General features: G+C 60.3%; 6 protein-coding genes. 5 read left to right on the top strand and 1 reads right to left on the bottom strand.

Annotated features, from left to right (window positions below; translation table 11 throughout):
- Nucleotides 1–116 precede the first annotated feature (116 nt).
- The 5 genes from GH659_RS07005 to cpsG all read left to right on the top strand — a co-directional run bounded on the left by GH659_RS07005 (nt 117) and on the right by cpsG (nt 5,504).
- A complete protein-coding gene (locus GH659_RS07005; protein WP_246167762.1) occupies nt 117–947 on the top strand; it encodes a DNA ligase in 831 nt (276 codons plus the stop codon).
- Nucleotides 948–961: 14 nt separating this feature from the next.
- Complete coding sequence (rfbA, locus tag GH659_RS07010; RefSeq protein ID WP_211364144.1) at nt 962–1,849, top strand: glucose-1-phosphate thymidylyltransferase RfbA; 888 nt, start codon at nt 962–964, stop codon at nt 1,847–1,849.
- Nucleotides 1,846–2,400: a dTDP-4-dehydrorhamnose 3,5-epimerase gene (gene rfbC, locus GH659_RS07015; protein ID WP_153110537.1), complete on the top strand. Its 555-nt coding sequence runs from the start codon at nt 1,846–1,848 to the stop codon at nt 2,398–2,400. Before rfbA ends, rfbC begins: the two co-directional genes overlap by 4 nt.
- A 192-nt stretch (nt 2,401–2,592) precedes the next feature.
- The gene (locus tag GH659_RS07020) at nt 2,593–4,008 is read left to right on the top strand and encodes a mannose-1-phosphate guanylyltransferase/mannose-6-phosphate isomerase (RefSeq protein WP_153110539.1); all 1,416 of its coding nucleotides are present in this window, start codon (nt 2,593–2,595) and stop codon (nt 4,006–4,008) included.
- Between the two features lie 80 nt (nt 4,009–4,088).
- Nucleotides 4,089–5,504: a phosphomannomutase CpsG gene (gene cpsG, locus GH659_RS07025; protein WP_153110540.1), complete on the top strand. Its 1,416-nt coding sequence runs from the start codon at nt 4,089–4,091 to the stop codon at nt 5,502–5,504.
- A gap of 50 nt (nt 5,505–5,554) precedes the next feature.
- On the opposite strand, the gene GH659_RS07030 is transcribed toward cpsG, so the two are convergent.
- Nucleotides 5,555–14,434: a DUF4347 domain-containing protein gene (locus GH659_RS07030; protein WP_153110542.1), complete on the bottom strand. Its 8,880-nt coding sequence runs from the start codon at nt 14,432–14,434 to the stop codon at nt 5,555–5,557.
- Between the last annotated feature and the right edge of the window lie 142 nt (nt 14,435–14,576).

Genomic DNA, 14,576 nt, shown 5'->3' on the forward strand with positions numbered 1-14,576 from the left:
TTGGCGTCCGCCGTAGGAGCGCAAATCCTCTGCGCGATAGCCAATCACCCGACGAATCCGCCCCCCCCCAAAAAACCACCGCCCCCCGTAGGAGCGCAGATTCTCTGCGCGATCATGTGCTCACCGCCCTGACCCTCGCCTTCCTCGCCCTACCCGCCTTCCCCGCGCTCGCTGCCGAACCCCCGCCCTTGCTCCTGGCCGAAACCGCCCAAGCCATCACCGACGTCTCTCTTTACCTCGTCAGCGAAAAACTCGACGGCGTGCGCGCCTTCTGGGACGGCCAATCCTTGCGCACGCGCAACGGCAACCCCATCGCCGCGCCCGCGTGGTTCGTCGAAAAATTCCCGCCGCGGCCGCTCGACGGCGAGCTGTGGATCGGGCGCGGCCAGTTCGACCGCCTCTCCGCCACCGTGCGCCGGCAAGTGCCCGACGACGCCGAATGGCGGCAGGTGCGCTACATGCTGTTCGAACTTCCGCACGCGTCCGGCACCTTCCGCGAACGGGCGCAGGCGATGCGCCAACTCGTCGTTGAGGCCGACGTACCGTGGCTGCAAGTTGTCGACCAGTTCGAAGTCGCCAGTCGCAAAGCGCTGGAAAACAAGCTGGCCGAAATCGTGCAAGCGGGCGGCGAAGGCCTGATGCTGCATCGCGCCGACGCGCCCTACCTCACCGGTCGCCACGATGCCCTGCTCAAGCTGAAACTGTGGCAGGACGCCGAAGCGACCGTCATCGCCCACCTGCCGGGCAAGGGAAAATACCGGGGCCTGCTCGGCGGCCTGCGCGTGCGCACGCCCGAAGGCGTCGAATTCACGCTCGGTACCGGCCTCTCCGACGCCGAACGCCGCGACCCGCCGCCGCTCGGCGCGCTCGTTACCTATCGCTATCGTGAGCTGACGCACTACGGCGTACCGCGCTTCGCCAGCTATTATCGTGTCAGGGAACTTTGAGGTTCGTCATGTCAATCAATCAACGCAAAGGCATCATCCTCGCCGGCGGCTCCGGCACCCGGCTTTATCCGGCGACACAGGTCGTTTCGAAGCAACTGCTGCCGATTTTCGACAAGCCGATGATCTACTACCCGCTGAGCACGCTGATGCTGGCCGGGATTCGCGACATCCTGATCATCTCGACGCCGCAGGACACACCGCGCTTCGAGCAGCTGCTCGGCGACGGCAGCCAGTGGGGCATCAACCTCAGCTACGCCGTGCAGCCATCGCCGGACGGCCTCGCGCAGGCGTTCCTGATCGGCGAGCAATTCATCGGCGATTCGCCCAGTGCCCTGGTGCTCGGCGACAACATTTTCTACGGCCACGATTTTGCGCAGCTGGTGCAGGAGGCCCATCTCAAGGAAGACGGAGCGACCGTCTTTGCCTACGCCGTCAATGATCCGGAGCGTTACGGCGTCGTCGAATTCGACGACCACTGGCGGGCCATCAGCCTCGAAGAAAAGCCGCAGGTGCCAAAGTCGCGCTACGCCGTAACCGGCCTCTATTTCTACGACCGGCAGGTCGTCGAACTGGCGAAAACCATCAAACCGTCGGCGCGCGGCGAACTGGAAATCACCGACCTGAACCGGCTTTACCTCGAGCAAGGCCGGCTCAGCGTGCAAACCATGGGGCGCGGCTACGCTTGGCTCGACACCGGGACGCATGAATCGATGCTCGAAGCGAGCCAGTTCATCAACACCATCGAGAAGCGGCAAGGACTCAAGGTCGCCTGCCCCGAGGAAATCGCCTGGCGCAACGGCTGGGTCGACGACGCGCATCTGGAAAAAATGGCGCAGCTTCTCGTCAAATCCGGCTACGGCCAATATCTTCTCGGCTTGCTCAAGGACAAGGTTTTCGCATGAAAGTCACCCCACTGGCCATCCCCGACGTCCTGCTCATCGAGCCCAAAGTGTTCGGCGACGAACGCGGCTTCTTCTACGAGAGCTACAACCAGAAGGTATTCCAGGAGGCGACCGGCCTCGCTGTCGAATTCGTGCAGGACAACCATTCCCGCAGCGCGAAAAACGTCCTGCGCGGCCTGCACTACCAGCTTCCTCCCAAAGCGCAGGGGAAGCTTGTCCGTGCGATTGTGGGCGAAGTGTTCGACGTGGCCGTCGACATCCGCAAGGGGTCGCCGACATTCGGCAAGTGGGTGGGCGAGGTGTTGTCGGCGGACAACAGGCGCCAGCTCTGGGTGCCGCCGGGCTTCGCGCATGGCTTTCTGGTGCTGAGCGAAATGGCCGAGTTTCTCTACAAGACGACCGATTACTATGCGCCGGAGTACGAGCGTTGCATCGTCTGGAATGATCCGCTGATCGGCATCGATTGGCCGCTGGATGGCGTACCCCAGCTTTCGGCAAAGGATGCGCAAGGGGATCTTCTATGCGCCCATGTGCAAGTAAAAGTTAATTAAAATCATGCCGTTATGGTTTTCTGATCTTTATGTTTCCTTGATATAAATGGCGGTTCGCGGTAGAGTCCTTCCCCCTTCCCAGCCAGATTCAATGCAGATGCCTGTTTTGCCTGATGGCTGCGTTCCGGACTTACACAAGCATGGTGCTCTGCCGCCATTCAAGATAGACATTCATCATTTGAAACAAAGAACATGCTGATTCCAGTAATTCTTTCGGGTGGCAGTGGTACCCGCATGTGGCCGCTTTCCCGCGCGGCTTATCCAAAACAGTTTCTTGCCCTGACCGGCGAGTATTCGTTGCTGCAGCAGACGGCCAAACGAGTGAACGGCGTGGAAGATCTGGCGGCGCCGATCGTCATCAGCAATGCCGAGCAACGTTTCCTGGTCGCCGAACAGATGCGGGCCTTGAAGCTCAAGCCGTCGAACATCGTGCTTGAACCGGTGGGGCGCAATACGGCGCCAGCGGTCGCGGTTGCGGCGCTGATTGCGGCAAAGACCGATCCGGAGGCGCTGTTGCTGATCCTGCCGTCGGATCATGTCATCCTGAACGAAACGTACTTCCGTGCGCTCGTCGAGCGTGCGGCGCGCGTCGCGGAAAAAGACTACCTGGTCACCTTCGGCATCAAGCCGACATCGGCGCATACCGGCTACGGCTACATTCGCCGCGGGGTAGCGCTGGAGCAGGGCAGCTACGTTGTTGACGCGTTCGTGGAAAAGCCGAACGCGGCCAAGGCCGCCGATTTTCTGGCGGACGGAAGCTACTACTGGAACAGCGGCATGTTCCTGTTCAAAGCCTCGGTTTATCTTGAGGAACTGGGCAAGGTGCAGCCGACCATGCTCGAACAAGCCCGTCTGGCGGTAGAGAATGCGAAAGAGGATCTCGATTTCTTGCGGCTGGAAGAAGCTTCATTTGCCGCCTGTCCTTCGGAATCGATTGATTACGCGGTCATGGAGCACACCGCGCGCGCGGCGGTGATCGAGGCGGTCGATCTTGGCTGGAACGATATCGGTTCGTGGTCGGCGCTTGCCGAAGTCGTGGAACGCGACGAATCCGGCAACAATCTGGTCGGCGATGTGCTGACCGAAAATGTCCGCAACTGCTATATCCGGGCCGAAAGCCACATGGTGGCCGCGATTGGCGTGGAAAACCTCGTCATTGTCGAAACCGCTGATGCGACGCTCGTCACCACCAAGGACCATGCGCAAGACGTCAAGAAGATCGTCGAACGCCTGAACCGGGACGGCCGGGGCGAAACGATGTTCCATCGGCGGGTGTTCCGGCCGTGGGGGAGTTATGAAGGCATCGACGCCGGCGACCGTTTCCAGGTCAAGCGCATCATCGTCAATCCGGGCGCCACGCTCAGTCTGCAGATGCACTATCACCGGGCTGAACACTGGATCGTGGTCAAGGGGACGGCCAAGGTCACCAACGGCAGCAAGGAAATCCTGCTCGCCGAGAACCAATCGACCTACATTCCCCTGGGCGAGACCCATCGCCTGGAAAATCCGGGCAAGGTGCCTCTCGAATTGATCGAAGTGCAGTCGGGTTCCTATCTGGGAGAGGACGACATCGTGCGTTTCGACGATCAGTACGGGCGGACAAAATAAGGGCCGGAGAGAGTGGGCGGGCGCATTTCAAGTGCCCGCCTTTGGCATAGCCAAGAGCTTCCTGTTGTTAAAGACCATCCATGACCAAAACGCTGACCTGTTTCAAGGCCTATGACATTCGCGGCAAGTTGGGCGAGGAGCTCAACGAAGATATTGCCTACCGCATCGGCCGCGCCTATGGCGAATTCCTCAAACCCACGTGTGTCGCTGTCGGCGGCGATGTCCGCCTGACGTCCGAGCCGCTCAAGCTCGCCTTGGCGAATGGCTTGATGGACGCCGGAGCGGACGTCATCGATATCGGCCTGGCCGGCACCGAGGAAATCTACTTTGCCGCCTTCCACCTCGACGTCGATGGCGGCATCGAAGTCACTGCCAGCCATAATCCGCTCGACTACAACGGCATGAAACTCGTCAAGCGCGGCGCGCAGCCGATCAGCGGCGATTCCGGCCTGAACGAGATCAAGCGTCTGGCCGAGCAAAATGCCTTTTCGCCGGTCGCCCGGCGCGGCACGCTCAAGCGGCAAAACATTCTGGAGGCCTATATCGATCACCTGCTCGGCTACATCGATGCGCAGGCGATACGGCCGCTCAAACTGGTCGTCAATGCCGGCAACGGCGCGGCGGGCCACGTCGTCGACGCGCTGGAAGCGCGTTTCAAGGCAGCGCAGGTGCCGGTGGAATTCATCAAGGTGCACAACGAGCCGGATGGCACCTTTCCGAACGGCATCCCCAATCCCTTGTTGCCCGAATGTCGCGCCGACACCGCCGATGCGGTCAAACAGCACGGCGCCGACATGGGAATCGCCTGGGACGGCGATTTCGACCGTTGCTTCCTGTTCGACGAAAACGGCGAATTCATCGAAGGCTATTACATCGTCGGCCTGCTCGCCGAAGCCTTCCTGAAAAAGCAGCCCGGCGCCAAGATCATCCACGACCCGCGCCTGACCTGGAACACCGTCGATGTGGTGACCAGGGCGGGCGGGCGGCCGATCCAGAGCAAAACCGGCCATGCCTTCATCAAGGAGCGCATGCGTCAGGAAGACGCCATTTACGGCGGCGAAATGAGCGCCCACCACTACTTCCGCGATTTCGCCTATTGCGACAGCGGCATGATTCCGTGGTTGCTGGTGGCGGAGCTACTTTCCGTGTCACAGCAACCCTTGTCGCGCCTGGTCGCCGAACGGATGGCGGCGTATCCCTGCAGCGGTGAAATCAACTACCGGGTAGCCAACGTGGCCAGCGCCATCGCCGGTGTAGAGGCCGCCTTTCGCGAAGGCGCGGGGCCGGACGCTCTGCTTGGCGTTGAACGCATCGATGGCCTGTCGATGGAATTCGGTGACTGGCGCTTCAATCTGCGCGGCTCCAACACCGAGCCTTTGCTGCGTTTGAATGTGGAAACCAAAGGCGTCGCCGGACTCATTGCGGAAAAAGTACTGCTTATCGAAAAAACGGTCTTCGATCAAGCAAAGACCGGGCAAGCCGGGGAGACCGTCTAAGTCTGCTGGCAGCCTGTCGGGCGTGGTCAATTCCGACAGGCTGCTGGAACCTACGCCAACCACAACCCATCGTTTGCATTGCCGAAGTAGAGGCTGATCACCTCCGGCGCTTCTACCCAGCAGGCCACCAGTTCAGCGTGCGAGTGGGTTGTCAGGTAATCCTCCCAATAGGTTTGGCCCGCCGCATCCGGTGCGCGTTCCAGCACGTTTTGGTACAGCATCGTGACAAAATCGGCATCGTTTTGCGTGCCATACGTCGCGGCAAATTCGGCGGATGCCACAAAGCTGGAAGCCATCCCGGTCAAATCGAGATTGCCGCCTGTCCAGTAGGCTAACCCCTCCGTGTCTGCAGCCCTGCCCAATACGACGTGGTAGAGCAGCGCCACGTCTTCCAGTACTGCCGTGTCGGCTTGCGTGAAAGTGATATCTACCGTGCCATCGGCAAACGCGCCGTATTCGACACCGGAAATGACATCGATATCGCCGCTGGCCGTATCGACCACCCGGATGAGACCATCGCTGCCCAGCCGGAACTGATAGTCGGACACGTTCCCGTCATAGCGGATGGTGTCAATGCCATCGCCGCCGTAGATGAGGTCGTCGCCCGCTCCTCCGTCGAGGATGTCATCGCCGCTGTTGATGATCCAGTTCTGTTCGCTGGCGTTGATTTGCGTGCCGAGGACGAAGCCATTGCCCGTTTGTACGGCCGACCGATGCTCTTCACTCGAAGCGAAGGCTTTGAAGAGATCCTCGCGCGTCAGGGCAGTGTTGGCGCTGCCATCAAGTTGGGCCAGCCAGTAATCGACCCCGGCATCTTCGCCCGCACGGTCAAGCACATTCAGGTAAAGTTGCTCGACATAGCTGCGGTCATCGAGTGTGCCGATCGTTTGCTGCCATTCCGCCGAACCCATGAAAGCATGGGCGATCTCATCAATGCTTAGCTCGCCTGTGGCCCAATAGCTGAGCCCCGCCAGATCGGGCGCACGGCCAAAAGCGGCGTCATACAGCAAGACCAGGTTCTCAAGCCGATCCGCGCTGGCGTTGGCAAAGCCCAAGTCGGCGAGGGTGGTGTTCAGTGCATCGGGCGCAACAGTTTCCCAGGCTTGCGCATTGACCTGAACGGTAGTGTGCTGCGCCACAATCTGACCGTCCTTGAGGAAGAACTGCCATTCCCCCTCGTCGCTGCGCCCGCCGAGCAGGATATCGTCCTCCGTGCCGCCGATGACCGTATCGTTGCCGATGCCGCCATAGACGAAGTCATTGCCGTCACCGCCATCCAGATAATCATCGCCGCTTGCACTGCCGATGATGTCATCGCCCGCGCCGCCGTAGAGAATATCGTCGTCGGCGCCGAGCAGGATGTTCTGCGTTCCCTCGCCCCCCACGACATAATTCTGCCCTTCGCCCCCACGGAGCGTGGCGCTGCCGACGATGATGGCAAAGTCGATATCGTCCAGTTGCAGGATGGTGCCTGCCGGAAGTTGAGATACGTCGATGACGAGCGCGTTGGCATGGCCGGACGCGCCCGCATCTCCCGTGATGACGATGGTCGGCGGTATGCTGCTGTCGCCGCTGTAGGTCGGGGCCAATGTGCCGGTGATGACGGTGGTGTCTTCAGGCAGGGCATCAAGAAAATCGCCGAGCTGGGTGAGCGCCGCCTGTTCGCTGGCCTCGTACTGCGCGAGGCTGGCCGCCAGTTCGGTTTGTACTTGGGTGGGGGCCAGCGGCGAGCTGGCGATCGTGGCTTGCAGTCCGGCACCGACCGGAAGAGCGGCCTCAAGGGCGTCCGCCGTGCCAGTCGGGCCGATCGGAATGTCCGCCAGCTCATCATGCGGCGTACTCAGATCTTCCGTGCGGGTTTCAGTGATAGTTGGGACCGTGACCACCTGTTGAACCGTCCCTGTGCCAGGGGTGGTTACGGTCTGCTGAGAAACGCTCACGCCATCGACGGTGCCGGTGACGGGGGCCGGATTGGGCGTCGAGGAACCCCCTCCTCCTTCGGATACATCGGTGACGTTGACCGTGATCGTTTGCACGCCGGTGCCACCGTTGCCGTCGGATGCCGTGACTTGAACAGTGTAGCTGTTGTTGGCATCAGCATCGGCGGGCGTTTCGTAGTCTGGCGCGGAGATGAAAGACAGGGCTCCGGTGGTTGCGTTGATGGCAAACTTCGCCGCGTCGGCACCGCCGGAAATGCTGTAGGTGAGCGTGTTGTTCTCGGCATCCGTGGCGGTCACGGTTGTGACGGTGGTTGCGTTCTCGGCAACGCTGAGCGTTGCTGTTGCACCGCCGCCGTTGCTGGTGATGACGGGGGCGGTGTTGGAGGTCGTCAGCACCACATCGTTGCCAGTACCGCCGACATAGCTGATAGTGAACTGCCTGCCGCTCACCGTCACCGTGGCACCTTCGGCCAGCCCGGCGAAAGTGCCGACAACAGCATCCGCGCCATCATTGTCGATCAGGATGAAGCTGTTGTCTGCCGTCGGCACGAAACTGTTGATAATCGATGCACTCAGGGTGGCGCCGGTCAGATTCACTGCGCCGGTGACCTTAAGCTGGTCGTAGCCGGTACGCGCCGAGGCGCCGCCGATTTCGGCGATGAAGGTAGCGCCGCTGGCGAGCGTGAGGTCGCCGGTAGCGAGGTCTTCGGTGGCGCTGCCATTGATGCCGAGCGTGCCGCCACTTTGCACGGTAACGGTGGCGGTATTGGTTCCGCTGCCGTCAAAGGTGGCGCCAGAGTCGACGCTGACGGCGCTGGTGAGTGAGCCGGTGAGCGTGAGCTTTCCCCCGCTAACGGTGGTTGTGCCAGTGAACGTGTTGTTGCCAGAGAGTTCCAGCACGCCAGTGCCTTGCTTGGACATCGAGCCGGTACCGGAGATCACCCCGGAAAGCGTGACGGTCGCATCCGTCGTCACGGTCGTGCTGCCATTCAATGCCATCGCGTTGTCGATGGTGGTATTGCCGGTGACTTGCAGGGTCGTGCTATTAGCCAGTGACACTTGGCCAGCCCCCAGATTGGCGTCCGCTGATATGCTCAGCACCCCCGCTGCGACTGACGTTGCGCCGATGAATGTATTGGTGCCGGTCAGCGTCAACGTTCCGCTTCCCTCTTTGTTCAAATTTCCGGTTCCGGACAGCTCCCCGGAAAGAACCACGTCATTCGCGTTGCTGATGACCGCGCCGGCGTTGTTCAGGGAAAACGCGTTGTCGATGGTTCCTGCGCCCGTCACCTGCAACTTTGACGTACTACCGTCGAGGGCAACGCTTCCCGACCCCAGATTGGCGTCGCCGGCAATCGATAACGTTCCCGCAGAAATGGTCGTGCTGGCGTAGGAATTGTTTCCCGCAAGAACCAGGGAGCCTCCGGATTGATTGGATACCACCAGATTTCCATTGCTGACCGCGCCATTAAGTGTCAGCGCCGGCGTAACAAGCGAGTTGTTGATGGTTCGCGTTGCCCCGCCCAGATCAACCGTGCCGTTGAAGGTCAGCGCATAGCTGCCGGACATGGTCAGGGTGCCGCCCAGAATCAGGTTGTTGCCCAACGTGAAATCCGATGTCGTCGAACGAATCTTGCCGCCATTGACCGTCAATGCGCCAAAACCGATCGCGGTGTTACTCGCCAAGTCGAGGATGCCGCCATTTAACGTGGTTCCGCCCGAGTAGGTATTGTTCGCTCCGAGTCTTATGACATTACCGGCATTAGTACTGTTGACAATCAACGCACCGCTTCCCGAAACCACGCCCGACAAAAACATCGACCCGTTTGAGAGATCGAATGTGCCGCCACTTCCGCCGACTGCAATTGCGGCGTTTGAGGATAAAGAGGTACTGTGGGTTTTAAGCGTGCTGCCATCCAGGTTCAAACCAGAGGTGCTGCCAAGACTGTTGGTCTGCAACGTACCGCCCGATACGGTCGTCGTTCCCGAATAGGTGTTGGTGCCCGATAACACCAGCGTTCCCGCGCCGGTTTTGGTCAAGGACGATCCTGTGCCCGTGAGTGCCGAATTGATTGTTAACTGATCTCCAACTCCGTTTGTCACGGTCAGCGCGCTGGCAAGAGCCAAAGACTGGCCGCCGATCGTCAGCGAACCGGCGTCATCCGCATCCAGCGTTGTTGCTGTCGGCACCGTGACGCTGCTGCCAAGGGTAATCGTCTGCCCGTTCAGCGCGGCTGAAAAACCCACCGTCTTGTTTCCGGCCGATGCAAGCGCCAAGACTTCGCGCAGGCTCAGGCCGGAACCGTCGGCCAGTTCGGCGGCGTAAGTGCTGCCGGTCGTCGCATCATCCCCGCTGTCGCTGTTGGTCGTGACGACCAAACTGCTGGAGGCGGTGAGCGTCAATGTTTTGTCAAAGGTGCCGCCGCTGCCGTCGTCGGAACGCACCACCAGCGTGTAACTGTCGGCGGTAAGGGTGGAGGGAGTGGTGGCGCGCAGCGCCGTGCCACTTACGTTGAATAGATCGAAGGTTGCACCGCTGGTTTCGCCATTGACCGAGACGATCGTATAACTCGCTGCCGGGCCATCTACATCAGTGGTCGAGAGCGTGCCAATCGTGGTGTCGTTGGCGTCGAAGGTCGAAATGCTGCTTGCCGAGAGGGCTATGTCGGTGGGGGCGTCGTTCGTGCCGATGACCGTCACAGTCGACGCAAAAGCCAGCGTGGCCGTATCGCTACCGCCGCCGTTATCCTGCAACGTGGTCAACGTGACGACACGCGGACTGGCCGTCGCGGGCCCATCGCTGCTGTTGCTGTAGGTAATGCCGTTGATCAGCACCGCCGTTTGTTCCGCCGTCAGCCCCGCGGCCTTGCTCAGGGTGACGGTGGCCGTGCCAGCCGCCACGGTGACGTTGTACGTCACTCCGTTGGTCGTCGTGGTCCCCGATGTGCCGTTGACGAGATCGATCGTACTGCCATCGATTGCCAGGCGTTCGGTGGTATCGCTGACGTTGGTCACGGTCAGCGTCAGGGCGATGATGCTCTGCCCGCTTTCGACCGTGCTGACGGTCGCGCCGCTGAACAGGCTGACGGGCGCGGCGCCTTCCGTGTAATTGACGGCAAGACCGCCGGAAACGGCGCGGGTTGTCCAGTTTGCACTGTTCGCCGTGCCGTCAAAGTGGTTCCCCGAGCTATCCGCCAGCGAAGTGCCGGTGGCTTCGTTCAGTTTCCACAGGCTCACAAGGCTGTCTTCACCGCCCGTGAGGCTCACATTCATGTTGTTGCGGATTTGATCGGCGGTGCGCACATCGCTCCAGAGGCGGAATTCGGCGATGGAACCGCTGAGCGGATAGGTGTTATCGCTGCGCTTGCCGAGGGTGTAGCCGGTCCCGTCTTGCAACGCCGAATCGGCGGTCGCACTGGCATCGGTGGCGGCGACCTTCGTGCCGTTGATGTAGATTTCAGCCACATCGGTGGTGGCATTGTAGGTCGCGGCGATGTGCGTCCATTGGCCCGCTGTCAGTACATTGCCGGTATCGAAAAAAGCATTCTGTGTCGGGATGAAGCGCAGTGCTGCACCATTGGTATGCAGCTCGAGATGGTTCAACAATCCTGCATTCCCGCCGCTGGCGATGAACTGCACCCCGGTCAGGTTGGAAAAGTACACCCAGCCTTCCATGGTCACGGCTTGCGAGGCAACGATGCTGGCATCAACATCCGGGAACTGGGCATAGCTCGTGAGCGCCCCCGAAAACTGCAGCGCCGGGTCTGCCGTGTTCGTCACCTGCGGTGCGTCGTTTACCGGGGTAACGGTTACCGTCTGCGTGGCCGAATTGCTGCCGCCTGCATTGTCCGTAGCAGAAAAGCTGATGGTGCGGTCTGCCGCGGCCGGTTCGTCGCTATCGTTGTCGAACAGCACCGCGCGCGCCACGCTTTGCACCAGCGCAGTGGTAGCGCTGCCATTGAAAGTAAAGATCCATTCCGTGCCGCCCGAGACGCTGGTCGCGCTGGCGCTACCGATTTTAGTAGCCCCGTTCATGAGATCACTGTTGCCCGAATTCAACCAGATGCCGCCGGTGTCGGTGGTCGGCAGGGAGAGGCTGTCATCGGTGCTCGCATTGCCCGTAATCTGCACCTTGAGCATGCCGCCGTTCCAGCCGGCATCGCCATCGACATCGGTGATCGTGATGCCTGGAGCGATGGCGGTGGCGGTTTGTTCGGTGAACGCGGTGGTACCGCCGGCAGTGATGACGGGATCGTCATTGACCGGCGTGATGGCGATGGTGCGGGTATCGGTGGCAGACGCGGAATTTTTGTCGGTAGCAGTTACAGTCACCACGCGATCAGCAGTGCCGGGATTATCGCCCGTATTGCGATAACGCAGGGATTGCAGGGTTTCCTGGACGATGGCGTTGGTGGCGTTGCCGTCAAAGGTAATGGTCAGCTTCGTCCCGCCAGTGACCACGCCGCCGCTAACGGACAGATCGCCGACATCGACGCCACCCGCAAAAATATCCGTCCCGCTGACGGTAATGGTCGTGCCGTCCCCATCCGTGTCGGAAATGCTGATCTCGTCGCTGGCTATGGCCCCGCTGGTGATCTGCACGTCCAGCTTGCCGCCGTTCCAGTCGGCATCGCCGTCCGCGTCACTGACCGTGCCCGCGGAGTCAATCACGATGGCCGAGGCGTTTTCGGTGTAGGAATGTGCTGTGTCGGCAAGGGAAATCGCGGGGGCTGCATTCGTGCTCTGAATATCCACAGAAGTCACGGCAGTTCCGGTCATCGCACCGCCATCGCCTTGTGAACCGCTGTTGCCGTCGTTGAATGACCAGAGCAGATTCACGGTGCCTGCAGGCGAACCGGTATTGCTGTAGGCAATCTGTTGCATCACCCGATTAACCTTGTCGCTGGTCGAATTTGCGCCGAAATTCAAGGTGAGTGTGCCGCCCGCGTTGGTGAACGTGCCGATATTCGTTCCATCGACAGTAAGTGTTCCGCTTGCCGCCGTAATCGAACTGAGTGTGCCCGTCGCGGAGAAAACATCCTGTGCGTTTGCCCCTCCCTGGCGGGAAAGTGTCAGCATCGAGCCGCTGTAGTTGTCTGAAGCGAAGCCGTTTGCGACGTCGGAAAGCTCGTAATCCAAGGCCTGCGCGTTGAGCTGGAGGGGGGCGTCGCCTACCGTATAGGTTAGCTTGCCAAAGGTACTATCTTGCGTGCCATCGGCGTTGAGGCGCGTGATCGCTGTTTTCCAGGTAGCCCAGTCTGCATTGCCGGAAAGACCTCCTACAACGATTTTTCCATCGCCCTGGATCGCAAATGCACTGGAAATGTCCGAGCTGAAACCAAAATTGGTGGTGGCAATGCCATCGCCGTCAAAGCTGGTATCCAGGGTGCCGTTGGCGTTGTAGCGTGCCACTAGGAAATCGTTGTCCCAAGTTTCCAGGTTTTCGGCGAGCCCCGTGACCAGAACTTTGCCATCGTCGAACAGCTTGATGCCCGCTTCCACCCGGCTCGAATCCCAGCCTGGGACTACGGTGATGAGCTTGCCGTCGGTATCGAACGAGGTGTCCAGCTCGCCGGTGCTGGTGTATTTGGCTACGGCAACATCCCATCCACCGCCAGGGGTATCGTTGTAAGCCAAACCTCCCACTGCGATGGAACCCGAAGTATTAACGCTGATCGTGATGGCCTGATCATTGCCGCTGCCAATGTCAGTCGTCACGATGCCATCGGTGTCGAACGTGGTATCAAGTGTGCCGTCCGTGTTCAGGCGCGCCACAGCAAACAAGGAACCGCCAGAAGACTGGCCCTTATCACCGGCAATCAGAATCTTGTCGTCGCTCTGCAGGGTCAGCCCGTGATAATTGCTGGAAGTTGCGTCCGGTATCGAGATATAGGCTTTGCCATCTCCGCTGAAGGTCGTATCCAGCGCGCCGGATGACGTGTATCGGGCAACTGCCATGTCATACACACCATCTGCCACCTTATGCTGACCGCCAACGACGATGCGCCCTTGCGAATCGATGGCAACGCTGATCCCGAAGTCGGAATCCGAACCCATGTCGGTAATCACTGTGCCGTTGGTGCCAAAGCTCGTATCTACCGAACCATCGGCATTGAAGCGCATAAGGGCGAAATCGACGGAGCCGTAACTGCCATTATGAGAAATGCCGACGGCAATGACCTTGCCGTCGCTTTGCTGAACTGCGTTATAAAAACCCAGCGTAGTTCCGGTAGAGTGGCTCACGATGCCATCACCGCCACCATAAGTAGTATCGATGGTGCCGTCGGCATTGAGGCGCATCAGCGACAGGCTCTTGCTGCTGCCATCGCTGGTGGACTGGCTATTAGCGACCACCAGCAACTTGCCATCGCTTTGCACAAAAATGGATTTTGCATTGCTGGCGTAGGCTTCAACCTCGAAAAGGGCGGTGCCCGAGCCGGTGGCGACTACCGAGGGCGCAGTGTTGTTGGCCAATGTATCGCCGTAACCATCGAACGTGAGAACGTGATTGCCGATTTCGCCGTTCGTTGCTTCCAGCACCCAATCCCCTCCCTTGCCCACCGCACCAGTCAGATCATCCGACGCCGCCACATCCGCCCCCGTCGCCTGCGCGAGCTTGCCGATGAAATCGAGGCCCGTCTGCCCCTGCGCCACATTGCAGCCATAGAGCAGCAGATCGCCCTCTTCGCTCAGCGACTGGCCGATGGCGGCGAGTTCCGTCGAGTGGCTTTGCAGCGTGGTTTCATCGAGCGTGAGCGCACCCAGTTGCAGCGAACCTTGCGCGCCGTGGGAGATGAGGTGGATGGCGTCGATGCCGCTACGCCCGGCAAGGACGGCGGCCATCTGCGCCAGGCCGTCACCCTCCGCATCGAGCACATGCACTTCCAGCGCGGGATCGAGCCCGGCGATCAGCGTGGCGTAGTCGGCCACGTTGCTTTCGATGAAGACGATTTCGGTGCGTTGGGTCATGGACAAGGTCGGGGTAGTCATGATCGGTCTCGCGGTTGAAACGGGTTGAAAATTGGATAAGGCTGGAGCAGGGAACAGGTTCGGGTGATCGCCGAAAATGTTAATAGGTCCCAGCAGCGGCTTCGGCTGTCAATTCTCGATTCCGGCCTGATCTGGCGTGTGG

This window comes from Propionivibrio limicola, assembly GCF_009469695.1.
GTDB lineage: Bacteria > Pseudomonadota > Gammaproteobacteria > Burkholderiales > Rhodocyclaceae > Propionivibrio > Propionivibrio limicola.

Coding starts and splice junctions, on each gene's coding strand:
- rfbC (WP_153110537.1), top strand. CDS start 1,846: ATGAAAGTCACCCCACTGGCCATCCCCGACGTCCTGCTCATCGAGCCC.
- GH659_RS07020 (WP_153110539.1), top strand. CDS start 2,593: ATGCTGATTCCAGTAATTCTTTCGGGTGGCAGTGGTACCCGCATGTGG.
- cpsG (WP_153110540.1), top strand. CDS start 4,089: ATGACCAAAACGCTGACCTGTTTCAAGGCCTATGACATTCGCGGCAAG.
- GH659_RS07030 (WP_153110542.1), bottom strand. CDS start 14,434: ATGACTACCCCGACCTTGTCCATGACCCAACGCACCGAAATCGTCTTC.